Here is a 26,434-nt window from a genome sequence, read left to right as displayed (position 1 = left end):
CCTTTTCTTTTTCACGTAGTGATAGCAGCATGTTATGATAAAAGAAATATAAACGTTTAGAGGTAAAGGAGTGTTTGGAGTGGGGAATATATCCTTACCGTTAGATTATGTTGTAATTGATTTTGAAACAACAGGATTTAACCCTTATAATGATAAAATTATTCAAGTCGCAGCAGTGAAATATCGCAATCATGAACTAGTAGATCAATTTGTTTCCTATGTGAATCCGGAGCGTTCAATTCCGGACCGGATAACGAGTTTAACAGGTATTACAAATTATCGTGTTTCAGATGCACCGACGATTGAAGAAGTATTACCTTTATTTTTAGCGTTTTTACATACAAATGTAATTGTCGCTCATAATGCATCTTTTGATATGCGCTTTTTGAAAAGTAATGTAAATATGCTTGGGTTACCGGAACCTCAAAATAAAGTGATTGATACTGTGTTTTTAGCAAAGAAATATATGAAGCAAGCGCCTAATTATAAACTTGAAACGTTAAAGCGAATGCTTGGAATTCGTTTAAGTTCTCATAATGCATTTGATGATTGTATTACTTGTGCAGCTGTTTATCAAAAGTGTGCATCTATTGAAGAAGAGGCAAAAAGAAAATCGAATACGGAAGCACTTGATGAAACAACAGTATATGAGGCAGTAAAAAAGATACTTGTACGAAATAAACGTGATATCGAATGGGTTCGTTGCATGAATGTAGGAAGTTATTTAGATATAAAAGCTTTTTATCCAGTTATGAGGGTAAAAGTAAAAGGGCGAAAGAAATACATATTAACAGAGATATTAGAAGATGATGTGAAAGAAATAAGTACGAGTTTAAAATGTGAACCGGCGTTAAAAAGTGAAGTTGGTAATACGAGAATTATGCTTAATAGCTTAGAGGATGTCCTGAAATTAGAAAGTTATATTTTAGGACAGTATGATTTCGTACTGCAAGCGCTAAGTGAGTATAAAAAAAGTGAAATGAACGCAGATGAAAAGCTAAAAGAATATTTAAATATAATGGTATAAAAAACTCCGTGTACAAGAAGTTGTACACGGAGTTTTTTTAGGAGTACTAAAACATAAAATTTTCTTACAAATCTGATTAAAGAGTTTTTCATTTGCTCATACTATGTATAGTAAGAATGCGAAGGAGAGAGGGTGAACAGCGTGAGAAGAAGTCGCCGTAAATCATTTGACGAACTTGTGAAAGAAAATAAACAACAATTATTAAGCGATCGTGATGCAATCGATCGTATTGAAGAGCGTATTGAAAAACGTTATGAAATGAAACTTTTTAAGCAAGCTGAATAATTCTTAACACTAGTACGATACTAGTGTTAAGGAGGCGATAGTAATGGGTAATCCGAAAAAGAATTCAAAAGACTTTGCACCGAATCAGATTGGGACACAATCAAAAAAAGCTGGTGGCAATAAAGGAAAGCAAATGCAAGACCAAACAGGTAAACAACCGATTGTTGATAACGGTTAAAAAGGGAGAATGTTGTCATTCTTCTTTTTTGTGACGGATTTTTAATAGTAAAAAAGGGCTGACTTTTGTCAGCCCTTTTTCGTAATCGTAAAATTTTCAACGAGTAAACGCCAATTTTGTGGGAATGGCAAGCCAATCTTCCAGTAACTAATACCACCAATACCTTGTTCTTTCATTAAGTTGAATTTACTTTGAATAGATCTCGCATCTTCAAACCAAACTTCGTGTTGTACGCCGTTTTCGTCAAAGTAATTGAAATGTGGAGCTTGAGCTGTGAAATCATAGCGGATAGGAACATTGTATTTACGAGCTAGTGCAACAGCTGCGATAGAGCTAACTGCTTTTGCTGGCGGATTGCCTTGTTTGAACGGAAGTTTCCAATCGAATCCGTATAAATTTTGCCCCATCATAATTTTTTGGGGAGGCATTTGAGATTTTGCGTATTGAAGTACTTCTTTTACAGGACCGATAGGAGAAATAGCCATCGGTGGCCCGCCTTGCCAACCCCAGTCGTATGTCATAATAACGACGAAATCAACAATTTGTCCTTGTGCTTTATAATCGTGAGCTTCGAAAAATTTCCCCTTTTGATTTGAACTTGTTTTCGGTACAAGTGTTGTACTTAATGTGTATCCGTTAGGTAATCGTGTTTTCACATTTCGCAAAAAACGATTATATGCTTCGCGATCTTCAGGTGCCACACTTTCAAAATCAAAATGAATGTCTCGCATACCGTACTTCTCAGCTGTTTGCAAAATGTTTGTAATAAATTTGTTTTGAATTGTTGTATCGCGTAAAATAACTGATGTCAGATCGGCACTGAAATTTCCATTTTCAATATTTGTAATAACGAGCATAGGGATGGTTTTGCCTTGTGTTGCAATATTAGCGATTTTAGCTGTTTCAGTTGGTTCTTTTAGCGTACCATCTCTTTTTGCCTCGAAACTGAAATAAGCTAAGTATGTTAAAAATGGATTAATAGCACGCGTAGCATTAACTAAACTTTCTTTAATAGGTATAGTTGAAGGTTGTAAATAAGCGATGGATTCTACCGCTCGTTTTGTCCCTTTCGGTATATATAATTGCTGTCCGACATGGAGAATGGATTTTAAAGATAAGTTATTCACTTTAGCTAAGCTAGCGAGAGGAACGTTATATGTTTGAGAAATTCGATAGAGGCTATCGCCAGGCTGTACATAATAATTATTTCCTTTCGTATTCACGATTAGTGCCTGACCAACAACGAGTGTTTCAGCTGGATTTAGTCCATTGTCCTTTACTATTTCGTCAGGTGTTGATCCGTATTTTGATGCCAAGCTATATACGCTATCACCGCTACGAACAGTTACAATTTGAATCATATGCTTGCTCCTTTCAGTAAAAGATTCACTGTTTTTATTTTATTTTTGATTCCGCTGTATTATGATTAAATGTATGCAAGGCACCAGAAGTGAAAGAAGGCGAATACATATGTTTGTAGCAGAACATGAAGTTGAAATCCGTTATGCGGAAACAGATCAAATGGGTGTTGTTTACCATTCAAACTATTTAGTGTGGCTGGAACTAGGCCGTACGAAACTTATACAAGATTTAGGGTTTTCATATGTTGAAATGGAGAAAGAGGGAATTATTTCTCCTGTGTTAGATTTGCAAATTTCATATCGTAAAGCGATGCGCTACGGTGAAAACGCAATTGTGAAAACGTGGGTGGACACTGTGAGCCCGCTTCGCGTTGTATATGGTTATGAAATATATAACGGTGATGGAGACCTTTGTATTACTGCAACTACGACGAATATTTGTGCGAAAAAAGAAGGATTCAGGCCCGTATCATTTAAAAAGTTATATCCTGAGTGGTATGCGAAATATGAGGAAATTAAGAAAAAATAAAAAAAGTGTGGCTTCTGCCACACTTTTTTTATTTTTCATAATTAAATTGCGGGAAATCATCACCGTCGTTAAATGTAACAGATAAATTATGTCCATCGAAGAACCACTCATCATCGCCTTCAATAAAGAAATTAATACCTTCTTCTTGAGTTTGAACAGCAGGATGTGCAGGATCATCTTTACGAATACCTAAAGAAAGTCCTTTTTGCACAGTACTGCAACCGCCGTATTGTACGAAAAGGCGTAGTGTTTCACCCGATTGTAAGTTTAATTCGTTTTTATACCATTGTGCTGCTTCTTTTGTTACGGAAAGATTCATGTATAGTTCCTCCAAATTATGTTGCTTTTTCTTTAGTATAAAAAATAACGCAAAAAGACGCTATTAATATGCTTCACGTTTTCTTTTTGCGTTATGTGGGTTACAATCTTATTTTTGCTTTTTTGAAAAGTTTGCTTTCGGTTCAGTTTTATTTATAATTCGTCCGATATTTGCACGGTGTTTATAAATAACCATACCTGCTAATAAACACATCGCAATAATGAAGATTTTATCCCCGCTAACAATGGATGCAATAACAGCAACGACGGCTGTTACCATAGAAGAAAGTGATACGTATCTTGTTGTAAATAAAAGGCTGAAAAAGACAACAGCTAATATTGCAAAAACAACTGGAGAGTAGCATAATAGCACGCCAGCAGAAGTTGCAACAGCTTTACCACCACGGAATTTCGCGAAAATCGGATACACATGTCCAAGAACAGCTGCTAATCCGAACCATAGTGGGTGAACATCTAATCCGAAAATAATCGGTAGACTTGTTGCTAATGTACCTTTTAAAATGTCAGCAATTGTAACGATAAAACCAGCTTTTTTCCCTAGTGTGCGGAATGTATTTGTTCCGCCTAGATTACCGCTTCCGTGCTCACGAATATCGATTCCGTAGCCGATTTTTCCAACGACTAGTGCGAATGGAATCGAGCCAAGTAAGTAGGCAACGATAAATAAAAGATATGTAGTAACCATAAGTTCAGTCTCCTTTATTCAAATGTGTTGATAAAGGGTAAAAAGAGTTTTTCCCGTATATTGTACCATACATTTGTAAAGAGCACATTTCTTTTTTGTAAATGAAAAATTCATTATTTCGTGAAAAAAATTTCACAGGAATGTTACATTTCTCACAGAAACACCAAGACTATATGTAGTAACATTTTAATCAAAAGACAACAACATATTGGTGGAGGGTTATAAATGTTACAACGAAATGTACGTGGAGAAGAATTAATGAGAGTGTTTGAGACGATTGTCCACGGTAGTGAACAAGATTTAATGCAAGAAAATGCAAATGTAGATGGCCGCTCTCCGATGGGAGTAATGGGAACGTTCGCATCAGAGGGTGCGAAATATTATGCAGTTGAAAATTTATTGTCAGATCAAGTGAAAAAAGCGATAGATCAAAATATATTATATCCACATGACTTAGATTTTTATGCGACAGGAACGACGACTTGTTCGCAAATTCCGTTAGCGCAAATGCTTGCGAACGGTTTTCATACCGGACATGGGCATATGAGACAACCGCAGGATATTAAAAGTGCATTGGCTCTTTCGTCTATTATTTTTCAGGCGAATCAAAATATGCAGCACGGTGGTCAATCATTTGCACTCTTTGATATTGATTTAGCTCCATATGTGAGAAAAACAGTAGCGAGACATAAGAAACGATTACAGTCATATCCGCTTACGAAAGAACAAATAGAAGAATTTGCATGGAAAGAAACAGAAAATGATACGTATCAGGCGTGTGAAGCTTTCGTTCATAATTCAAATAGTATGCACAGTAGGGGCGGGGGACAAGTACCGTTTATTTCTATTAATTATGGAACAGACACATCAAAAGAGGGACGGTTATTAGTTAGACAACTTTTAAAAGCGACACAAGCTGGTCTTGGTAAAGGAGAAACACCAATTTTTCCGATTCAAATTTTTAAAATGAAAAAAGGTGTGAACTTTGAAGAATGTGATCCGAACTATGATTTATTTGAATTAGCGTTAGAGACAACGGCTGAACGATTATTCCCTAACTTTTCATTTTTAGATGCGCCATTTAATGCAGTGCATTATGACGGACGACCTGAAAGTGAAGTATGTTATATGGGATGTCGTACCCGTGTCATGTCTAACATACATGGAGAAGAAACAGCGATTGGGAGAGGAAATTTATCATTTACGTCTATCAACTTAGTGAAATTAGCGTTAATTAGTGGTTCAAAGGAAGCATTTTTTGAAGCGTTAAATTATTACTTAGATTTAGGGATTAAGCAATTATTAGAGAGATTTGAGTATCAATGTACGAAGCGAGCAAGAGATTTTCGATTTTTATATTCACAAGGTGTATGGCGCGGTGGAGAGAAGTTACAGCCTGAAGATTCTGTAGCATCCATTTTAAAGCAAGGGACGTTAAGTCTTGGTTTTATCGGTCTTGCGGAGTGCTTAGTAGCTTTAACAGGAAAGCATCATGGAGAAGATGAAGAATCATGGAAACTGGGGTATGAAATCATTTCCTTTATGAGAGATAGAATGGATAAAGCAACGGAAGAACATGAACTGAATTTCTCAGTCATTGCAACTCCTGCAGAAGGGTTATCAGGGAAGTTTGTGAAAAAAGATAGGGAAGAATTTGGTGTGATTAGCGGTATAACGAACCATAATTATTATACGAATTCATTCCATATCCCAGTTTACTATAGCATTCAAGCGATAAATAAAATTCGTTTAGAAGGACCTTTCCATGCTCTATGTAACGGGGGACATATTACGTATATTGAGCTAGACGGAGCAGCTATGCATAACAAACAGGCGTTAAAACAAATTGTACGAGCGATGGCAGATCATGGCGTTGGATACGGTTCAATTAATCATCCTGTTGACCGTTGTAAGTGCTGCAGTTATCACGGAGTTATTGGAAACGAATGCCCAAGTTGCGGAAATGAAGACGAAGCTAATATAGAAAGAATTCGCCGTATAACAGGTTATCTTGTAGGAGATATGTCGAAGTGGAATAGTGCGAAACGTAGTGAAGAGATGGATCGGGTGAAGCATAAATGAAAGTGATGAACATCATTCATGATAGTGTAGTAGATGGGGAAGGATTGCGGACAGTCGTGTTTTTTGCGGGCTGTCCGCATCGTTGTTTCGGTTGCCATAATCCGAAATCGTGGAATATTTGTAATGGAACTGAAATGACAGTAGAAGAAATTGTGAAAGAGATTGCAAGTAATCCATTAACTGATGTAACATTTTCAGGTGGAGATCCATTTTTTCAAGCTGCTGATGTGAAAAAAGTAGCAAAAGCCGTGAAAGACTTGAAAAAAAATCTATGGATGTATACAGGTTATACGTTAGAAGAGATACAGAGTTCTCAAAATAATGATATGATAGAGTTGTTACATTATGGGGATGTTTTAGTCGATGGAAGATTTGAAATCGAGAAAAAAGATTTAACACTTCCATTTCGCGGAAGCTCCAATCAACGTATTATTCGATTGAAAGAGTAAAAAGGCGGGATAGATGATATGAATAAAACAGTATTACTTGTTGAAGATGAAAGAAGACTACGTGAAATCGTTAGTGATTATTTTCGTAATGAAGGTTTTGAAGTAATCGAAGCAGAAGACGGAAAAATAGCGTTAGAATTATTTGCAGAGCATGAAATTGATTTAATTATGTTAGATATTATGTTACCAGAAATAGATGGATGGTCTGTTTGTAGACGCATTAGAAAAGAATCAGCAGTACCAATCATTATGCTAACAGCCCGTTCGGATGAGGATGATACATTATTAGGGTTCGAATTAGGTGCAGATGAGTATGTAACGAAACCTTTCAGCCCGAAAGTGCTAGTAGCTCGCGCAAAGACGTTATTGAAACGTGCAGATGGCGTGGTAGGAGTAGCGGAAGAGAATGCTATGTCTTTAGCTGGAATAGAAGTAAATCGTCTATCTAGAACCGTTTTAGTAGATGGAGAAGAAATTATATTGACACATAAGGAATTTGAACTTCTTGTTTATTTAATGGAGAACAAAGGAATTGTGTTGTCACGTCAACATTTATTAGATCAGTTATGGGGATATGATTACTACGGTGATGACCGAACGGTTGATACTCATATTAAAAAACTACGAAATAAGCTAGGAGATAAAGCGAAGCATATCGGTACTGTTATTCGAGTTGGTTATAAATTTGAAGAATAACCGTTAAATTACTATGCACTTTAGCTTCGGGATATAGCAAAATTATACTCTCTTTTGTAGGTGGAATGTACAAAAAATACTTTTCTTGTCTACACTGATAGATAAGAGTATTTTTTAAATTGGATTTCACGATGAGTTCACAAGAAGGACACAAACTGTGACTATACTGAAAGTACGAATTCACCAGAGAGGGGAAATAAAACATGGGATATTACGACGGACCGAATTTAAATGAAGAGCATAGTGAAACGAGAGAAGTGAGAAAATCAGGCGGTAAAAAAGGTTATTTTTTCACAGGTTTAGTCGGAGCGGTAGTTGGAGCTGTCACAATTAGTTTTGCAGCACCTTATATGCCATGGGCTCAAAATAATGGAGCGGCTGTATCATCATTCAGTTCGGATTCAAAGGTTGAAGGTACTGTAGTTCCTGTTGTCAATAAAGCAAAAAATGAAACGGATTTACCTGGTATGATTGAAGGTGCGAAAGATGTTGTTGTAGGTGTGATTAATATGCAACAAAGTATTGATCCCTTTGCAATGCAACCGACAGGCCAAGAACAACAAGCTGGTTCAGGATCAGGTGTTATTTATAAAAAAGCAGGGAATAAAGCATATATTGTAACAAACAATCATGTAGTAGACGGAGCAAATAAACTTGCTGTAAAACTAAGTGATGGTAAAAAAGTAGATGCAAAACTAGTAGGCAAAGACCCTTGGTTAGATTTAGCTGTTGTAGAAATTGATGGATCTAATGTAAATAAAGTTGCAACTTTAGGTGATTCAAGTAAAATCCGTGCGGGTGAAAAAGCGATTGCAATCGGTAACCCACTAGGGTTTGATGGAAGTGTAACGGAAGGTATTATTAGTAGTAAAGAACGTGAAATTCCAGTAGATATCGATGGCGATAAGCGTGCAGATTGGAATGCTCAAGTTATTCAAACAGATGCAGCAATTAACCCAGGTAATAGTGGTGGTGCGTTGTTTAACCAAAATGGTGAAATAATTGGGATTAATTCAAGTAAAATTGCACAACAAGAAGTTGAAGGAATTGGATTTGCTATTCCAATTAATATCGCAAAGCCAGTTATTGAATCACTTGAAAAAGACGGAGTAGTGAAACGTCCAGCTCTTGGAGTAGGTGTCGTTTCCTTAGAAGATGTGCAGGCTTATGCAGTAAATCAATTGAAAGTACCGAAAGAAGTAACAAATGGCGTTGTATTAGGTAAAATTTATCCAATATCACCTGCAGAAAAAGCTGGTTTAGAGCAATATGATATTGTAGTAGCATTAGATGATCAAAAAGTAGAAAATTCACTTCAATTCCGTAAATATTTATATGAAAAGAAAAAAGTAGGCGAAAAAGTAGAAGTTACATTCTACCGTAATGGTCAAAAAATGACGAAAACAGCTACTTTAGCAGATAATTCAGCTACAAAGAATCAATAATTGAAATAAAAGAAAGTCTCTTTCATATTGAAAGAGACTTTCTTTATCGGCTATACTAAAGGAATAGGAGGGATAAATTATGACAATTGAAAACCCAACTCGTACGGAAATTGGTGAAGTATTAAAGAAAAGTAAAACGATTGCAGTTGTTGGATTATCGGATAAACCAGAACGTACATCGTATATGGTTTCAAAAGCAATGCAAGATGCTGGGTATCGCATTATTCCAGTGAACCCAACAGTAGATGAGGTGCTTGGAGAAAAAGCAGTTTCTTCACTAAAAGATATTAAGGAACATGTTGACATTGTAAATGTATTCCGCCGTTCAGAATTTTTAATGGATGTTGCGAAAGAGTTTGTAGAGATTGATGCAGACGTTTTTTGGGCACAATTAGGAGTACAAGATGAAGATACATATAAACTGTTAAAAGAAAAAGACTATACTGTAATAATGGATCGTTGTATTAAAGTAGAACATGCGATGACAAAATAGTATAGATTTAAAGGTAGAAAGATTGATTCAGCCCTCATTATAGGTAATAGGGCCGATGAACGAGGTGTTCATCATGAGATTTTTTAAAGGCTGTTTTTGGGGATTATTACTCGTTATCCCATTTTGGATATTGATCATTTGGATCATGATAAAGGTTTGGAATGTGTAATCTTGGCATACATATCCATTTCTCGTTGACAAACGATTATTTTTCTGAAATAGTAGCCTAGAGGAATCCTTGTGAAAAAAACAAGGATTTTTCTATTGAAAATGGTATATAAAAGAGATAAGATAACTTGCCAAAACTATAGTCGAGGCGTTATTCTATAATAGAAACATATGTTCTGATTTGATTAGGAAAGGGGCAAGGAGTTTGGCGAAGCATCAGTTCCAATATAATGAAGATGCAATTCAAGTGCTAGAAGGACTTGAAGCCGTTCGAAAACGCCCGGGTATGTATATCGGGAGTACGGATAGCCGTGGATTGCATCATTTAGTATATGAAATAGTAGATAACTCCGTTGACGAAGCGTTAGCGGGATTTGGCGACGAAATTTCTGTCGTAATACATAAAGATAATAGTATTAGCGTTATAGATAAAGGGCGAGGAATGCCTACGGGAATGCATAAACTTGGGAAACCGACACCTGAAGTTATTTTAACTGTACTTCATGCTGGTGGTAAGTTTGGTCAAGGTGGTTACAAAACGAGTGGTGGTTTACACGGTGTTGGGGCATCAGTTGTAAATGCCTTGTCAGAATGGTTAGTAGTAACGATTAAACGTGACGGAAATATTTATGAACAACGTTTTGAAAATGGTGGTATTCCTGTAACGACACTGGAGAAGATCGGGAAGACGAAAGAGTCTGGTACGATAATACACTTTAAACCAGATACAACTATTTTCAGTACAACAAATTACAATTATGAAACATTATGTGAGAGATTACGTGAATCTGCATTCTTATTAAAAGGAATGAAAATCTCGATAAAAGATGAACGTAATGATTTAGAGGATGTCTTTCATTATGAAACAGGAATTGAAGCTTTCGTTTCATACTTAAACGAAGAGAAAGATTCGATTCATCCGGTTGTATACTTCACTGGTGAACAAAACGGAATTGAAGCAGAGTTAGCATTCCAGTTTAACGATGGCTACTCAGAAAACATTCTTTCGTTTGTAAATAACGTACGTACAAAAGATGGGGGAACACACGAAGCTGGATTTAAAACAGCAATGACGCGTGTGTTCAATGAGTATGCTCGTAAAGTATCGTTATTAAAAGAAAAAGATAAAAACTTAGAAGGTACAGATATTCGTGAAGGTGTAGCGGCTATCGTTTCTGTACGTGTACCAGAAGAAGTACTTCAGTTTGAAGGGCAAACGAAAGGGAAACTTGGTACAAGTGAAGCTCGTTCTTCAATTGATGCAATTGTATCTGAGCATTTAGCTTACTTTTTAGAAGAAAACCCGGATGTTGCTACACTTCTTGTGAGAAAGTCCGTTAAAGCAGCGCAGGCACGTGAGGCTGCTCGTAAAGCGAGAGAAGAAGCGCGTACTGGTAAAAAGAAAAAGAAATCAGAAGGTACATTAAGTGGTAAGTTAACACCTGCACAATCACGTAACCCGCAGAAAAATGAACTGTATCTAGTAGAGGGTGACTCTGCCGGTGGTTCTGCGAAACAAGGTCGAGACCGACGTTTCCAAGCGGTATTACCGTTACGTGGTAAAGTAATCAATACAGAAAAAGCAAAACTTGCAGATATCTTTAAAAATGAAGAGATTAATACAATCATTTACGCTATTGGCGGTGGTGTAGGGAATGAATTCGCTGTTGAAGATATTAACTACGATAAAGTTGTAATTATGACCGATGCTGATACAGATGGTGCGCACATTCAAGTATTGTTACTAACGTTCTTCTACAGATATATGAAACCACTTATCGAAGCTGGAAAAGTATTTATTGCACTTCCTCCTTTATACAAAGTAAGTAAAGGAAAAGGTAAGAGTGAAGTGATTGAGTATGCGTGGTCTGATGAAGAATTAGATGGTGTAACAAAAAAGGTCGGTAAAGGCTACATGCTGCAGCGCTATAAAGGACTTGGCGAAATGAATGCCGATCAATTATGGGAAACGACGATGAATCCTGAAACACGTACGTTGATTCGTGTGAAAATTGACGATGCATCAAGAGCGGAGCGCCGAGTTACGACATTGATGGGTGATAAAGTAGAACCTCGCCGTAAATGGATCGAACGAAATGTACAATTTGGTATGCAAGAAGAAGGAAATATTTTAGAAAATGAAATGATTATGGAGACGGAGGTGGAATAACATGCAGGCAGAGAAGTTTCATGACCTCCCGCTTGAAGACGTGTTAGGTGACCGCTTTGCACGATATAGTAAATATATTATTCAAGATCGCGCGCTTCCAGATGCGCGTGACGGTTTAAAACCTGTACAGAGACGTATTTTATACTCTATGTATGTGGAAGGAAACGTACATGATAAAGCGTTTCGTAAATCAGCTAAGACAGTCGGTAATGTTATTGGTAACTACCATCCACATGGTGATTCCTCTGTATATGAGGCGATGGTACGTTTAAGTCAAACTTGGAAAGTACGTAATGTTTTAGTTGAAATGCATGGTAATAATGGTAGTGTTGATGGCGATCCAGCAGCGGCAATGCGTTATACAGAAGCACGTTTATCACCAATCGCATCTGAGTTATTACGTGATCTTGATAAAGAAACAGTAGAATTTGTGTCAAACTTCGATGATACGAGTGAAGAACCAGTTGTATTACCGGCAATGTTCCCAAACTTATTAGTGAACGGATCGACAGGAATTTCAGCTGGTTATGCAACAGAAATTCCTCCGCATCACCTTGGAGAAGTAATTGATGCGACGATGATGCGTATTGATAAACCGAATAGTACTGTTGATGATTTATTAACAGTTATGAAAGGACCAGATTTCCCGACAGGTGGTATTATTCAAGGGATTGATGGTATTAAAAAAGCGTATGAAACAGGAAAAGGTAAAATTATTATTCGCGGAAAAGCGGAAGTTGAAACGATCCGCGGTGGGAAGCAACAAATCGTTATTACAGAAATTCCGTACGAAGTAAATAAAGCGAACCTTGTTAAAAAAATGGATGAATTACGTCTAGATAAAAAACTAGATGGAATTGCTGAAGTACGTGATGAGACAGATCGAACAGGTCTTCGCATCGTTGTAGAGTTAAAAAAAGAAGTAAATGCTGAAGGTATTTTAAATTATTTATATAAGAATACAGATTTGCAAATTCCATATAACTTCAATATGGTTGCGATAAATAATCGTCGTCCGACACTTATGACATTACCTAAGATTTTGGATGCATATATTGGGCATCAGAAAGAAGTTGTTACGAGACGCTCACAATATGAATTAAGAAAAGCAGAAAATCGTCAACATATTGTAGAAGGTTTAAAGAAAGCATTATCGATTTTAGATGAAGTGATTGAAACAATCCGTGCTTCTAAAGATAAGCGTAATGCGAAAGATAACTTAAGTGCCAAATTTAGCTTTACAGAAGCACAATCAGAAGCAATTGTTTCGTTGCAACTATATCGTTTAACGAATACAGATATTACGGCGCTAGAACAAGAAGCAGACGAGCTTAATAAGAAGATTATAGAGCTACAGTCAATTTTACAAAGTGAACAAAGACTTCTTCAAGTTATTAAAACAGATTTGAAGAGAGTAAAGAAAACATATAGTGATGATCGCCGTGCTATTATTGAAGAACAAATTGAGGAAATTAAAATCGATGTGGAAGTTATGATTCCGCAGGAAGATGTCATCGTTACTGTAACGAAAGAAGGATATGTGAAACGAACAGGTTGGCGTTCACATAATGCATCGAACGGGAAAGACTTCGGTATGAAAGAGGGTGACATCTTACTGGAGCGATTCGATACGAACACGACAGAGACAGTCCTCTTATTTACGAATAAAGGAAACTATATATATCTGCCAGTATATGAAATGCCAGAAATTCGTTGGAAAGATTTAGGTCAACACGTTGCGAATCTCGTTTCACTCGAGCGGGATGAAATGATTATTTGGGCGACCGTCGTACCGAATTTTGAAGAAGAAAAACGATTTATCGTATTTGTAACAAAGAATGGCATGATTAAGAAAACAGAATTAAACCAATATAAAGTACAGCGTTATTCAAGGGCGTTCGTTGCTGTAAACTTGAAAAAAGATGATGAAGTAGTAGATATATTTGCGACAGATGGAACGAGTGATATCGTTCTTGCAACCTATGGTGCATATGCACTTATTTTCCATGAAGATGAAGTAAGTCCAGTCGGTGTAAGAGCCGCTGGTGTGAAAGCAATTAATTTAAAAGAAGATGATTATGTCGCTTCTGGTAAACCATTAAATGGTGAAAAAGATCAACTTATTCTCGTAACGCAGCGTGGTGCTGTAAAACGTCTAAAAGCATCAGAAATTGAGAAATCAACGAGGGCGAAGCGAGGTCTTGTTATTTTCAAAGAGTTAAAGCGTAATCCATACCGTATTGTCGGTATTGAAATTGTTCGAGATGATGAACTAGTTTACATGAAGACAGAGAAGCACATCGTAGAAGAAATTGATCCGAAAGCGTATCGAAATAAGGACCGGTATAGTAACGGTAGTTTAGTACTAGATGTTAATGATACTGGTGAAGTTATTGAAACGTGGACGAAAAAACGACCGGAGTAAAGAAAAGCATCTTGCTATGAATAATGGCGAGATGCTTTTTTCTAGGCAAATTATTATGTAAATAAAAATAATCTTGTTATAATAACTGAATGAAATCGTTCTCATAAAGTGAAACTTTAATCAGTGGTGATTTTCTTTATCCCCACTGATTATTAGTTGAAGCCGGACAGATGGAGGGGCAACATGAAAAAAATAGGTGTAGGCATTGTAGGATTTGGATTTTCTAGTACAACATTTCACATCCCATTATTACAAACGATAGAAGAATATGATATTCGTGCTATTTTATCATCAAAAGAAGAACCAGTGAAACAAGCATTACCAAATGCTGAAGTTGTTGGCACAATTGAGGAATTAGTAAATCGTGCTGATATTGACTTAGTGATCATTACTTCACCGAATACAACTCATTTTCCATATGTAAAAGAAGCAATTTTACATGGTAAGCATGTAGTTGTGGAGAAACCATTCGTTGTTTCAATTGAAGAAGGAGAAGAGCTTAATTCATTAGCAGAGCAATATAATGTGGTGTTAAGTGTATATCATAATCGTCGTTTTGATAATGATTTCTTAACGATAAAGAAATTGTTAGAAGAAAATAGAGTAGGGAATTTATACGCATATGAAGCGCATTTCGATCGTTTCCGTCCACATGTACGTGATCGCTGGAGAGAAAAGAACTTACCAGGATCAGGAATACTATACGATTTAGGATCGCATTTAATTGACCAAGCACTATCATTATTTGGGAAACCAGATGCGATAAGTGCAGATGTAATCAAACAACGACCAGGTGCAGAAATTGATGATTACTTCCATGTTATACTTCACTACGGTGTGAAACGTGTCACTTTACATAGTAGCAGTTACGTAAAGCAAGCAGGTCCACATTTTACACTGCATGGAGATAAAGGTTCTATTGTGAAATACGGTATGGATTCACAGGAAGAACAATTAAAAAATGGAATGAAGCCAGGCGATAACGGTTATGGAGTAGATGTTGAAGAGAATTTTGTTACTTTAGATACGGAAGAAAAGCTAGAGCGTATTCCGACAGAAGTTGGCTGTTATGACATGTATTATAAAGGTATAAGAGATAGTATTGTAAATGGTGAAAAACCACCTGTAACAGCACAAGAAGGCTTAGAAGTTATTCGACTTATTCAATTAGCGATTGAAAGTAGTGAAACGGGTAGAGTCCTCACTATAAAATAAAAAAGACACGAATTTCGTGTCTTTTTTTATTAGGATTATATGAATATGACTAATTATTTAGTTTAGTCGTTTATCATACATTAACTGGATTTGTATGCCGTAAGGATCTTCAATAATCCCATATGCTTCACTAAATATATTTTTTTCTAGCGGAGAGATTATTTTCACATGCTTATCAGAAATTAAATTATTATAAAATCTTTGTATTTCTTCTAAATTAGCGCTTTGAATGCAAAGTGACATATTATTTCCAACGTTATAACGTTCAGTAGGATTCATTGTATCTTCTGCTATCATTAGCTTTGAATTCCCAATTTGTAAAACAGAGTGAGCAATATGATCTTTATTTTCACCTGTAATTTTAAAAGAACTATCTCTATTGGCAAGATCTTCATACGTAACAATCATTAACTTCTTTGCTTCTAAATTACGTGTGTAAAAATTAATTGCCTCCTTTGCTTGCCCGTTCATTGAAAGAAAAATAGCTATTTCTAATGTCATAAATTTATAACTCCTTTATTAGTTAATAATTATAATATAGACTAGAAAGGTTTCAATACATGACACCTTTTCGGGAGGGAAATATGAAAAAAACGGAACGAATAAATGATATGCTTATTTTCTTGAATAATAAAAGATATTTTAATTTAAAAGATTTAATGGCTAGATATGAGATTTCTAAAAGTACCGCGCTGCGAGATATTCAATCATTGGAAGAAATAGGTGTACCAATATATTCTGAGCTAGGTAGAAATGGAAGTTATAAAATTATAGAAAATAGTGTGTTATCACCAATTTATTTTAGTGTGGATGAAATGTATGCGTTATACTTTTCGATTCTTACATTAAATGGATACAAGACGAAACCATTTAATATAGAAAGTATTGCACTTGAAAATAAACTTAAACATGTATTACCTGATAATGTGAGTAAAAATATTTCAATTATGGAACGAACGCTTTCTTTTGAAGTAACAAATCATAGTAATTTTAGTCCGTTCTTAAAAGAAATTTTACAGGGGATTTTTGCTGAACGAGTTTATCATTTAACATATTTAAAAAAAGATGAGGAGAAAGCATTGGTCGCTCAATTTATTCGAATTGAATCTAAATTTGGCCAGTGGTATGCTAAAATCTTTAATTTTGAGACAAATCATGTTCAAATAATTAGATGCGATAAAATTCTTTCTATTGAGGAAACAAGCAATACGAATCCAAAAAATCTTGAAGAGTTGTTAAGTTATCTTACTAATTTTCATAGAAAGCCTGATTCAATTGATTTTAGTGTCATTGTTAATCAAAAAGGAAAAGACATTTTTGATAAAGAGAATTATCCTTCCATGAAGATACAAAAAGAAAATGAGAATTATAGTATAGCAGGCTATTTTAACAAGCAAGAAGTTGAGTTTATTTCAAGTTATTTTCTGAATTTCGGTGAAACGATTATCTCAATTCAGCCAGCTATGCTAAAAGAGTTAATCTATAATAAGGTATTATCTATAAAGCAGCATTTAACTTCTTTAAGATAAAGTTAGTTTTAATCATTTTATTGACATGAAAAAGCCCTTGAGATTTAAATATCCAAAGGGCTTTTTTTGTGATGGTATTTATTCTTTAGAAACATTATTTTTTGGGGACGGACAGTCCGTAAAAGAACATCGTAACGATATCTTGTATATGTTTTTCACGATCTCCTTCAAGAAGTTGTGCCCCGAAATCATCACCTAATTTAGTGAACATTTGAATGTACAGTAACATCATTTCTTTAGTAAGGTGAGGGTTAATTTCATTTTTTTTCTGTGCTTGTTCTAATATTTCTATATACCAGGGCAGGATTTCTTCGTTTTGATAACTATAAATAAACTCTCGGAGCTCTTCATCTCTTTGCATCATTTGTAGTAACATATCCGGCTGAAATAACCCACCAGTATTCATTTTTCTTACAATCATTTTTTGCATCATATCATGAAAAGGTAATTTTTCCGCTGCAAGATCTTTATAATATTGAAATTCAGATATGATAAATTCTTGTATAAGCTCTCTAAATAACGCATCTTTACTTCCGAAATGATTATAAATGGTAACTTGAGAAACGTTTGCTTTTTTTGCAATATGTTCTATTTTCACTTCATTAAATCCGCGTTCTGAAAATAATAAGAAGGCTGCCTCTTTTATGGCACGTTTTTTCTTTTCTTTCACTTTTTCAAAGCCGTTCAATGCAATCACCTCAATTAAAATATACAAGAAAAAATAATGGAAAACAATATTTTTGAAATATGGACATGTAAATATTTCAAAAAGTTGTTGCGAATGTGAAAGATGAGGAGTACAATAACTTTGAAATATCATATATCAAATATTTCAATAAATGAGGTGGACTTATGATTTCAGTTCAAAATGTTACAAAACAGTTTTCAAATGGGAAAGGCTTGTTTCATATTACATTTGAAGTGAAAGAAGGGGAAGTTTTTGGATACTTAGGACCAAATGGTGCTGGGAAATCCACAACAATTCGTAATTTAATGGGATTTATAAAACCGACTGCTGGAAAATCTTCAATTTTCGGATTAGATTGTTGGAATGATGCCGCGAAGATTCAAAGGGAAGTCGGTTATTTACCAGGAGAAATTTCTTTTATTGAAGGAATGAACGGGTTAGAGTTTTTAAAGTTAATGCAAGGAATGCGCGGTTTAAAGGATACGAAAAGACGAGATGAACTAATAGAGCGTCTACAATTTGATGTGAAAACACCGATTCGAAAAATGTCTAAAGGAATGAAGCAAAAAGTAGGAATTGTTGCTGCTTTTATGCATGATCCAGAAGTGTTAATTTTGGATGAACCGACATCAGGACTCGATCCGCTTATGCAGCAAGTATTTATAGATTTAATATTAGAGGAAAAGCAAAGAGGAAAAACAATCCTTATGTCATCGCATATTTTCACTGAAATTGAGCGTACATGTGACAGAGTGGCTATAATTAAAGATGGTCGCCTTGTAACGGTTGAAAATATTCATGATTTACAAAGTATGAGACGACAGGTAATAGATGTAACCGTATCATCGCAAGAAGAGATTGAATCTCTGGCGCAATGTAATTTGCAATTTGAAGCGGTGAAAGGTAGAGAAGCATCGATTATTGTACAAGGAAACTATCAAGCTGTTTTACAAACACTTTCAAACTATAATGTAACGGCACTTCAAACGAGAGCAATGGATTTAGAACATTTATTTATGCATTATTACGATAAGAAAGAAGGGGTAAAGCATGAATAAGCAATTGTTTTTAGCTAGTTTGAAAGAAACACAAAAAAATATTTTGAGTTATGCAACTGGTGCAGCTCTATATTTATGGTTATTAATTTGGATATTCCCATCAATGGTATCGGCAAAAGGATTGAATGAATTAATAAGTGCTATGCCTGATAGCGTGAAAAAAATTGTTGGCATGGAAAGTCCGATTCAAAACGTAATGGATTTTTTAGCTGGCGAATATTATAGTCTATTGTTTATTATTATTTTAACAATTTTTTGCGTAACAGTTGCAACGCATTTAATTGCTCGTCATGTAGATAAAGGAGCGATGGCATACTTGCTAGCAACACCTGTATCTAGAGTGCAAATTGCAATCACGCAAGCATCTATTCTTATATTGGGACTACTGATTATTGTAGCTGTTACGTATGTAGCGGGTATAGTAGGTGCAGAATGGTTTTTAGAAGATAATAACTTAAATAAAGAATTATTTCTGAAGATAAACGTAGTCGGAGGGCTAATATTTTTAGTCGTTAGTGCTTATTCATTTTTCTTTTCTTGTATATGTAATGATGAAAGAAAGGCACTTAGCTACTCAGCCAGTTTAACTATTTTATTTTTCGTAGCCGATATGGTAGGTAAATTAAGCGATAAGTTAGAGTGGATGAGAAATATATCATTATTTACGCTATTTCGTCCAAAAGAAATTGCTGAAGGAACGTATAATATATGGCCAGTGAGTATAGGTTTAACTGCTGGAGCACTTTGTATTTTCATAGTAGCGATTGTAGTGTTTAAGAAGAGGGATTTACCGTTGTAAAGTAGAAAGTCCACTGATAGAGTGGGCTTTTTTTGATGAGGAGGAAACGAATGAATCATTTGTTCCGGGTGCAGCTATATGTAAATGATATCGAAAAGTCATTATTGTTCTATGAAGAAGTAATTGGTTTAAAGCTGTATAAAAGAAATATGCATGCAGCGCGTTTTAATCACGACCAGTTTTCTTTATTACTAGTTAGTGATTCAAGATTGAATGAAAATCACTACTTTTACAATCGAAAAGAAATGAAGGGGAATGGCTTTGAACTAATTATTGTTGTCAATCGGATTGAAGAAGTATATGAACGTTGTAAAGAGAATCGGTGCACAATACAAGAAGAAATTCAAACGTATCCATGGGAAATGAGAGGATTTAAAATGGTGGATCCAGATGGGTATTTCCTTAGAATTACATCTGAGTAAAGGTAAACATGAAAAATGTTTACCTTTTTTTATGAAAATATTCAAAAAAATGAACCTTTTTCTAGGCTCATCCGTCTAATACATGTAAAGTTAAATTTGAAGTGAGGATGAAACAGGAGGAGCAATTGTGAAAGTAATCCCTTTATATAAAATGATTGTAAAAGAAGAAACGGATGTTTCTTTAGCGAAAAAAGGTGATCATGAAGCGTTTATGGCGCTTATACATACAGAAAAAGTGAAGATGTATCGCATTGCAAAGGCTATGTTACGCGATGAGACAAATATAGAAGATGCGATACAGGCAACAATTTTAAAAGCCTATGAAAATATAAAAAAATTAAAGAAAGAAGAGTTTTTTCAAACTTGGTTAGTTCGAATTTTGATAAATGAGTGTAACAACATTATTAGATCATACAAAAAGGTAATGGTAATAGAAGAAAGTGATTACAATATGAGTGCTTATGATCAGTATGAAGATATAGATTTGTGTAATGCGATTCAATCATTACATGAAGAGTTAAGAGCTGTTACGGTGCTTTTTTATTATGAAGATATGAATCAAGAAAGTATAGCGAAGCTTTTAGAAGTGCCAAAAGGAACAGTGAAATCGAGATTGTCACGCGCGAGGGAACAACTGCAAAAGCGATTAAAGATGGAATAGGGGGTGTATAGGATGGATAATGAAAAATTATTTGATGAGAAAATAAAAAAGAGAATAAAAGAAGAGAATGTTATAGTACCGCCAGAGTTAAATGAAAAGATTAATCGTACACTACATAATCTTCCGGTAAAAAAGAAAGGTTACAGAGTTTATATGATGGCTATAAGTGCTGCGGTTCTAACAATTTCCATTGTGTCTATGTCGGAGTTTTCTGATCAAATTTTTGCTCAAAATGGTGGGGTATTTGAATATGTAAAGAAAAAGGCGTTTTCTGATTATGAAAATGAAGAAGAAATAAAATCGAACGTAAATTATCCAGATAAAGAAAAGATTCATGAAAAGATGCTGGATTCCATTGATCATTTTAATAATATTTCAGGACAATTTGAGGAATATTCTAGTTCGTCAAGAATTGCTACAACATACAAATATGCGATTGATACAGAATGGCAAAGTGGTATCTCTTCGAAAGAAGATAAGCTAACGAAAAAACGAACAATTATATATAACGAGGGCAAGAAAAAAGAATTTGATGATGAGAAGTATACATATAAAGAGACGAAATGGAGCCCGAAAGGAAGAAACTATGAACTATTAAAATTAAATCCTACGGAAAGATTATTGAGAAAATCAGGTGAGAAACAAAGGTATGATGATGAATATATAGGATTCGCGAAGTATAGTATTCAATCAGAATTTGCTGATCTACTCGTTCGATATAAAGATTGGAATTATAAAGAAACGAAGTATCTTGGACTTGATTGCTACAAAATAGAAGGGACAATAAACATAGAAATGCCTGTAAGTACATCTGAAGATTTAAGAGGGAAATTTGAAATGGTTGTAGAGAAAAATACAGGAATTATGCTAAAGTTCCTTAGTTTCCACGAAGGTATGATTCAATATTCGATTACGACTGAATGGATACAAATAAACAAAGGATTGAAAGAGAATGTATTTCAAAAGGATCACGCTAAGTATGAAAAATTGAAAAACATATTAGATGAATAGAAAACGGAGGGAAATATATGGAGAATACCTCTTCTTCAAGAGAAAAGAAAAATAAAAGAAAATATAAGAAGACAATGATAATAAGTGTATTGTTAGCAGTATTATTATTTGGCGGAGTTGGATATGGTGCTTATGTGTATATGAAAACTGCTAATCTCGTACAAAAATCTAGTTTGAATTTAGCACGCGGTGAAAAATCAAATTTACGTGAGAAAGCCGTAAAGCCGATTACAAATAATGTTTCACTTTTAATTATGGGCATTGATGAAAATCAAGAGCGACAAAAGGAGTATAATGGTGCATTTCATACAGATGCGCTACTGTTAGCTACTTTTAATAAAGATGATAAGACAGTGAAATTAACAAGTATACCACGTGATACATACACATATGTTCCAGTTGAAAAGAAAAAAGATAAAATAACGCATGCATATGGAAGTGGTTTCGTAAAAAATGGTAAAGATGGAGGGCCGCAAGCTTCAATGGAAGCGGTAGAAAAATTGTTACAAGTGCCTGTTGATTATTTTGTGAAGTTTAATTTTAATGCATTCACGAAAATTGTTGATGGATTAGATGGGATTGAAGTAGATGTCCCAGTTGAATTTACGGAGCAAAATAGTAAAGATGAACCTGACGCGATTCATTTGAAAAAAGGGCTACAAAAATTAACAGGGGAAGAAGCGCTTGCGCTAGCAAGAACGCGTCATATTGATAGTGATGCAATGAGAGGTCAGCGCCAACAACTTGTTATTGAAGCGATGTTAAGGAAATTAAAAAGTGTAGGCTCGATTACGAAGCTAGAAAAAATAGTTGAGGCGGTTGACGGCGATTTTAAAACAAATTTAGTAATGGATGATATTTTATCTTTTTATAAATACGGTTTAAACGGTTCAGTTGAAAAAATACAATTAGCTGGTGATGATTTATATTTACCTAACGGTCCAAATGGACAACGTGTATATTATTATAATCCTAATAAACAAGATTTGCAGAGTTTGAGTAATACACTTAGAACACATTTAGGATTAAGTGAAAAACAGATTGAGGAGAATTAAAGCAGACGTAATGTCTGCTTTTTATTGTGTATAATAGTATGTCATTTATTTATAAATGTTATATACTATTTTCAAATTAAAGATAATAGTGTAACATAAAGTTGTGGTTTAAGTTAAATAACAAGGGGGCTATCACATAGAATACATGTCATTGATTAAAATAGTTTGGGAGAAATGAAAAACAGGGGAGTATTAAAAATGAGAATTGTAAAGAATTTAACATTCCAAGTTATTGTGGCAATTATTTGTGGTATTGCAGTAGGGGCAATTTGGCCTAGTGTTGGACAAGAGATGAAGCCAATTGGTGAAACGTTCATCAATATGATTAAAATGGTCATTGCACCGATAATCTTTTTAACGATTGTGCTTGGTATTGCAAGTATGGGAAGTATGAAAAAGGTTGGTCGTGTTGGCGGGAAGGCACTATTATATTTTGAAATTGTTACAACAGCGGCTTTACTTATTGGTATCATCGTAGCGAATGTTGTACGTCCTGGAGATGGATTAGATCCTTCAAAATTAAAGGGCGGAGATGTTTCACAATATGTACAAAGCGGACAAGAAATGCAATGGATGGATTTCTTTTTACATATTGTGCCGTCTAACATGTTTGAAGCATTTGCAAAAGGTGATATTTTACAAGTTTTGTTCTTCTCTATTTTATTCGGTGCAGGGTTAACGATGCTAGGGAAAAATGGACAACCGGTTATCGATTTTTTTGAAAGATTATCGAAAGTATTTTTTAATATTTTATCTATTGTTATGAAGTTAGCACCAGTTGGAGCATTCGGCGGGATGGCGTTTACAATTGGTAAGTATGGTTTAAGTACGCTCATACCACTTGGTAAATTAATGATTTGTGTATATGCGACAATGGCATTATTTGTTTTTATTGTTTTAAATTTTATTTGTAAACTGTATAAATTTAGTTTGTGGAAATATTTAGCGCATATTAAAGAAGAATTACTCATTGTTCTCGGTACATCATCGTCAGAATCAGTACTGCCGCGAATGATGACAAAGATGGAAGACTTTGGGTGTTCGAAGCCGGTAGTAGGTTTAGTCATTCCGACCGGATACTCTTTTAACTTAGATGGAACAACGATTTATTTGTCGATGGCAACTATATTTTTAGCTCAAGTTTTTCACGTCGATCTTTCACTAGGTCAACAATTAACTATAATAGCTATTTTATTAGTTACATCTAAAGGGGCAGCAGCAGTAACAGGTGGAGGTTTTATAGTACTAGCATCCACATTATCTGCAATGAATGTTATCCCGTTAGAAGGGTTAGCGCTATTACTTGGTGTAGATCGTTTCATGTCAGAAGCACGTGCTATCGTCAATTTAATTGGTAACGGTATTGCGACTGTAGTTGTTGCAAAAAGTGAAAATGAATTTGACGATGAGAAGTATACGAGAGTAATAGAGGAAATGAAAAGAGAGAAAATGGCCGGATAAAAAAGTCAGCAAAGCTGACTTTTTTATTTTTGTAGAAAAGAGGTTTGTTACGATATACATTATTTATTAACAATAATTTACAAGTGTTTTATAGTGAAAGGATATAAAGACTATTAAATCAATACATAGAATTTAATGAGATATAGTGTTTCGAAAGATTATGGAATTTTTATGAATATTACTGTAAAAAAATAATTTTTTAAAAATTTTCAATAATAACACTTTACAAAACTCAAAAAATTAGTAGAATAATAGTTAATAAGAATCTTCTGATAAATATATAAAGAAAAACAGAATTATCAGAAAATTCTTAAATGAGAGCGTTAAGAATTAGGGAGGGTACAGAAAGTGAAAAAGAAAAAAATGAAAAAACTAACAGCAGTTGTAGCACCAGTTTTAGCAATGAGTATGGCATTAACAGCATGTTCTACATCAGGTGGAGATAAGAAGACGAGCACAAATTCTAGCTCTGGCGGAGATAGCAAATCAGAAGAAAAATTAGCAGCGAAACAAGTACTAAATCGTACGGAAACAAATGAGATTCCGACAATGGATACTTCTAAAAATACTGATACATTGGGTTCTCAAATTTTAGGGAACACAATGGAAGGTTTATATCGATTAGATAAAGATAACAAACCAATCCCAGCTGCGGCAGAGTCAAGCACGAAGAGTGAGGATGGTAAAAAATATACATTCAAATTACGTAAAGATGCAAAATGGTCAAATGGTGATCCTGTAACAGCGAAAGATTTCACATATGCATGGCAACGTCTATTAGACCCAAAAACAGCTGCTGAGTATGCATTTATCGCATTCCCAATTAAAAATGCAGAAGCGGTTAATAAAGGGGAAAAACCTGTAACGGAACTAGGAGTAAAGGCAGTAGACGACCTTACTTTAGAAGTTGAATTAGAACAAGCAGTGCCATACTTCTTAAACTTAGTAGCATTCCCATCGTACTATCCATTAAATGAGAAGTTCGTAAAAGAAAAAGGGGATAAATACGGTTTAGAGTCTGATACAACAGTATATAACGGACCGTTCGTTCTTACTGATTGGAAGCATGAGCAAGGCTGGAAACTGAAGAAAAACGATCAATATTGGGATAAAAAGACAGTAAAACTAGATGAAATTAACTATAGCGTAGTAAAAGAAGTAGCTACAAGAGTAAACTTATATGATACAAATGCAGTTGATTTCGCGCTATTAACAGGTGAATTCGTTGATAAGTATAGAAGTAATAAAGAAGAATTTGGCACATACTCACAAGTAAGTACTTACTTCTTACGTATGAACCAAAAACGTGGCGGACAAGATACACCGTTAAAGAGCCAAAAATTACGTGAAGCAATAGCACTTTCAATCGATAAAAAGAATTTAGCAAACGTTATTTTAAATGATGGATCTAAACCTGCGGACTTCTTAGTACCAAAAGGATTAGCAACTGGACCAGACGGTAAAGACTTCCAAGAAACATTTAAAAATGGTATTAAACCAGATGCGAAAAAAGCAGCAGCTGCATGGGATGAAGCAAAAAAAGAGCTTGGAAAAGATCAAGTTACAATTGAGCTATTAAACTATGACACTGGTAATGCGAAAAAAGTTGGGGAATATGTAAAAGATCAAATTGAGAAAAACTTAAAAGGTGTAACTGTTAATATTAAACTTCAGCCATTCAAACAAAAGCTGAAATTAGAAACAGAGCAAGACTATGATTTATCATATGCTGGTTGGGGACCTGACTACGCAGATCCAATGACATTCTTAGATATGTTCCAGTCTAATCATTCTCATAACCAAATGAGCTTCGCTGATCCGAAGTATGATGATATGATCAAAAAAGCTGGCACTGAATTAATGGGTGACGCGAAGAAACGTTGGGAAGAGCTAGGAAAAGCTGAGAAATTACTTCTTGAGCAAGATGTAGCACTTGTACCTTTATATCAACGTGGTGATGCTTATGTTAAAAAGCCAAATGTAGAAGGCATTGTTCACCATAATATTAGTCCAGAGTATAGCTTCAAATGGACATATATCACTGAAAAAGGTGGAAAATAATTTTAAGCAGTAATACTATCTGTAAGTGGATGAATACAAGTTTCTTAGCGTATTTTGTAGTGAGAATCTCATCGTTCACAATAGTAAGATAAAATGATAGAGCATTCCAAAAGTAGACGATTTACTTTTGGAATGCTCTTTT

The 26,434-nt window shown here is 34.9% G+C and carries 26 protein-coding genes; 21 read left to right on the top strand and 5 right to left on the bottom strand.

Annotated elements, in window-relative coordinates:
• The first annotated feature begins 79 nt into the window (after positions 1 to 79).
• The 3 genes from F8162_RS05870 (at position 80) to sspN (ending at position 1,490) form a co-directional block, all read left to right on the top strand.
• Positions 80 to 1,027 (top strand): 3'-5' exonuclease, encoded by a 948-nt coding sequence (locus F8162_RS05870; protein WP_151634183.1) that lies wholly within the window; start codon positions 80 to 82, stop codon positions 1,025 to 1,027.
• A 141-nt stretch (positions 1,028 to 1,168) separates the two neighbouring features.
• Positions 1,169 to 1,312: an FbpB family small basic protein gene (locus tag F8162_RS05865; RefSeq protein ID WP_001254697.1), complete on the top strand. Its 144-nt coding sequence runs from the start codon at positions 1,169 to 1,171 to the stop codon at positions 1,310 to 1,312.
• A gap of 43 nt (positions 1,313 to 1,355) precedes the next feature.
• Positions 1,356 to 1,490, top strand: coding sequence for an acid-soluble spore protein SspN (gene sspN / locus F8162_RS05860; protein WP_000527988.1), 135 nt, complete (start codon positions 1,356 to 1,358; stop codon positions 1,488 to 1,490).
• 68 nt (positions 1,491 to 1,558) lie between these two features.
• Here the strand turns inward: sspN and F8162_RS05855 are convergent, their stop codons facing one another.
• A complete protein-coding gene (locus tag F8162_RS05855) occupies positions 1,559 to 2,851 on the bottom strand; it encodes a glycosyl hydrolase family 18 protein (protein ID WP_151634185.1) in 1,293 nt (430 codons plus the stop codon).
• Between the two features lie 109 nt (positions 2,852 to 2,960).
• Between F8162_RS05855 and F8162_RS05850 the strand changes: the two genes are divergently transcribed.
• On the top strand, positions 2,961 to 3,380 hold the full coding sequence (locus F8162_RS05850; protein ID WP_151634187.1) for an acyl-CoA thioesterase: 420 nt from the start codon (positions 2,961 to 2,963) through the stop codon (positions 3,378 to 3,380).
• Positions 3,381 to 3,408: 28 nt separating this feature from the next.
• Here F8162_RS05850 and F8162_RS05845 read toward each other — a convergent pair whose 3' ends face one another.
• Together F8162_RS05845 and plsY are read right to left on the bottom strand one after the other, a co-directional pair.
• On the bottom strand, positions 3,409 to 3,699 hold the full coding sequence (locus F8162_RS05845; RefSeq protein WP_001054449.1) for a HesB/YadR/YfhF family protein: 291 nt from the start codon (positions 3,697 to 3,699) through the stop codon (positions 3,409 to 3,411).
• 108 nt (positions 3,700 to 3,807) lie between these two features.
• The gene (plsY, locus tag F8162_RS05840) at positions 3,808 to 4,404 is read right to left on the bottom strand and encodes a glycerol-3-phosphate 1-O-acyltransferase PlsY (RefSeq protein ID WP_000258967.1); all 597 of its coding nucleotides are present in this window, start codon (positions 4,402 to 4,404) and stop codon (positions 3,808 to 3,810) included.
• 225 nt (positions 4,405 to 4,629) lie between these two features.
• On the opposite strand from plsY, the gene F8162_RS05835 reads away from it, so the two are divergent.
• The 8 genes from F8162_RS05835 to F8162_RS05800 all read left to right on the top strand — a co-directional run bounded on the left by F8162_RS05835 (position 4,630) and on the right by F8162_RS05800 (position 15,547).
• On the top strand, positions 4,630 to 6,486 hold the full coding sequence (locus tag F8162_RS05835; RefSeq protein WP_151634189.1) for an anaerobic ribonucleoside triphosphate reductase: 1,857 nt from the start codon (positions 4,630 to 4,632) through the stop codon (positions 6,484 to 6,486).
• Positions 6,483 to 6,935, top strand: coding sequence for an anaerobic ribonucleoside-triphosphate reductase activating protein (nrdG, locus tag F8162_RS05830; RefSeq protein WP_151634191.1), 453 nt, complete (start codon positions 6,483 to 6,485; stop codon positions 6,933 to 6,935). Before F8162_RS05835 ends, nrdG begins: the two co-directional genes overlap by 4 nt.
• Before the next feature lie 18 nt (positions 6,936 to 6,953).
• Complete coding sequence (locus F8162_RS05825; RefSeq protein ID WP_001044675.1) at positions 6,954 to 7,631, top strand: response regulator transcription factor; 678 nt, start codon at positions 6,954 to 6,956, stop codon at positions 7,629 to 7,631.
• Positions 7,632 to 7,834: 203 nt separating this feature from the next.
• Entirely contained in the window at positions 7,835 to 9,076 is a 1,242-nt protein-coding gene (locus F8162_RS05820; protein ID WP_151634193.1) for a S1C family serine protease, read from the top strand.
• 79 nt (positions 9,077 to 9,155) lie between these two features.
• A complete protein-coding gene (locus F8162_RS05815) occupies positions 9,156 to 9,569 on the top strand; it encodes a CoA-binding protein (RefSeq protein WP_000151390.1) in 414 nt (137 codons plus the stop codon).
• Between the two features lie 373 nt (positions 9,570 to 9,942).
• A complete protein-coding gene (parE, locus tag F8162_RS05810) occupies positions 9,943 to 11,907 on the top strand; it encodes a DNA topoisomerase IV subunit B (protein ID WP_151634195.1) in 1,965 nt (654 codons plus the stop codon).
• 1 nt (position 11,908) lies between these two features.
• Positions 11,909 to 14,332 (top strand): DNA topoisomerase IV subunit A, encoded by a 2,424-nt coding sequence (gene parC, locus F8162_RS05805; protein ID WP_151634197.1) that lies wholly within the window; start codon positions 11,909 to 11,911, stop codon positions 14,330 to 14,332.
• Between the two features lie 183 nt (positions 14,333 to 14,515).
• The gene (locus F8162_RS05800) at positions 14,516 to 15,547 is read left to right on the top strand and encodes an oxidoreductase (protein WP_151634199.1); all 1,032 of its coding nucleotides are present in this window, start codon (positions 14,516 to 14,518) and stop codon (positions 15,545 to 15,547) included.
• A 57-nt stretch (positions 15,548 to 15,604) separates the two neighbouring features.
• On the opposite strand, the gene F8162_RS05795 is transcribed toward F8162_RS05800, so the two are convergent.
• A complete protein-coding gene (locus tag F8162_RS05795) occupies positions 15,605 to 16,048 on the bottom strand; it encodes a VOC family protein (protein WP_151634201.1) in 444 nt (147 codons plus the stop codon).
• Between the two features lie 59 nt (positions 16,049 to 16,107).
• Here F8162_RS05795 and F8162_RS05790 point away from each other — a divergent pair, with 59 nt between their 5' ends.
• Positions 16,108 to 17,076, top strand: coding sequence for a helix-turn-helix transcriptional regulator (locus F8162_RS05790; protein WP_151634203.1), 969 nt, complete (start codon positions 16,108 to 16,110; stop codon positions 17,074 to 17,076).
• A gap of 94 nt (positions 17,077 to 17,170) precedes the next feature.
• Here F8162_RS05790 and F8162_RS05785 read toward each other — a convergent pair whose 3' ends face one another.
• The gene (locus F8162_RS05785) at positions 17,171 to 17,773 is read right to left on the bottom strand and encodes a TetR/AcrR family transcriptional regulator (protein ID WP_225990142.1); all 603 of its coding nucleotides are present in this window, start codon (positions 17,771 to 17,773) and stop codon (positions 17,171 to 17,173) included.
• A gap of 155 nt (positions 17,774 to 17,928) precedes the next feature.
• On the opposite strand from F8162_RS05785, the gene F8162_RS05780 reads away from it, so the two are divergent.
• The 8 genes from F8162_RS05780 to F8162_RS05745 all read left to right on the top strand — a co-directional run bounded on the left by F8162_RS05780 (position 17,929) and on the right by F8162_RS05745 (position 26,292).
• Positions 17,929 to 18,822 (top strand): ABC transporter ATP-binding protein, encoded by an 894-nt coding sequence (locus F8162_RS05780; RefSeq protein ID WP_151634207.1) that lies wholly within the window; start codon positions 17,929 to 17,931, stop codon positions 18,820 to 18,822.
• On the top strand, positions 18,815 to 19,621 hold the full coding sequence (locus F8162_RS05775; RefSeq protein WP_151634209.1) for an ABC transporter permease subunit: 807 nt from the start codon (positions 18,815 to 18,817) through the stop codon (positions 19,619 to 19,621). The genes F8162_RS05780 and F8162_RS05775 overlap by 8 nt, the downstream gene beginning before the upstream one ends.
• Before the next feature lie 50 nt (positions 19,622 to 19,671).
• Positions 19,672 to 20,043, top strand: a complete 372-nt coding sequence (locus F8162_RS05770) for a VOC family protein (RefSeq protein WP_151634211.1) — start codon at positions 19,672 to 19,674, stop codon at positions 20,041 to 20,043.
• 127 nt (positions 20,044 to 20,170) lie between these two features.
• Positions 20,171 to 20,704, top strand: a complete 534-nt coding sequence (locus F8162_RS05765) for a sigma-70 family RNA polymerase sigma factor (protein ID WP_151634213.1) — start codon at positions 20,171 to 20,173, stop codon at positions 20,702 to 20,704.
• A 12-nt stretch (positions 20,705 to 20,716) separates the two neighbouring features.
• Positions 20,717 to 21,715, top strand: coding sequence for an anti-sigma factor (locus F8162_RS05760; RefSeq protein WP_151634215.1), 999 nt, complete (start codon positions 20,717 to 20,719; stop codon positions 21,713 to 21,715).
• Between the two features lie 17 nt (positions 21,716 to 21,732).
• Positions 21,733 to 22,770 (top strand): LCP family protein, encoded by a 1,038-nt coding sequence (locus tag F8162_RS05755; protein WP_151634217.1) that lies wholly within the window; start codon positions 21,733 to 21,735, stop codon positions 22,768 to 22,770.
• Positions 22,771 to 22,968: 198 nt separating this feature from the next.
• Entirely contained in the window at positions 22,969 to 24,231 is a 1,263-nt protein-coding gene (locus tag F8162_RS05750; protein WP_151634219.1) for a dicarboxylate/amino acid:cation symporter, read from the top strand.
• Between the two features lie 348 nt (positions 24,232 to 24,579).
• The gene (locus F8162_RS05745; RefSeq protein ID WP_151634221.1) at positions 24,580 to 26,292 is read left to right on the top strand and encodes a peptide ABC transporter substrate-binding protein; all 1,713 of its coding nucleotides are present in this window, start codon (positions 24,580 to 24,582) and stop codon (positions 26,290 to 26,292) included.
• Positions 26,293 to 26,434 lie beyond the last annotated feature (142 nt).

Source organism: Bacillus sp. CH140a_4T, from assembly GCF_008923725.1.
Lineage (GTDB): Bacteria > Bacillota > Bacilli > Bacillales > Bacillaceae_G > Bacillus_A.
Note: the sequence above shows the minus strand (reverse complement) of the source record. Positions and strands in the feature narration are given on the sequence as shown.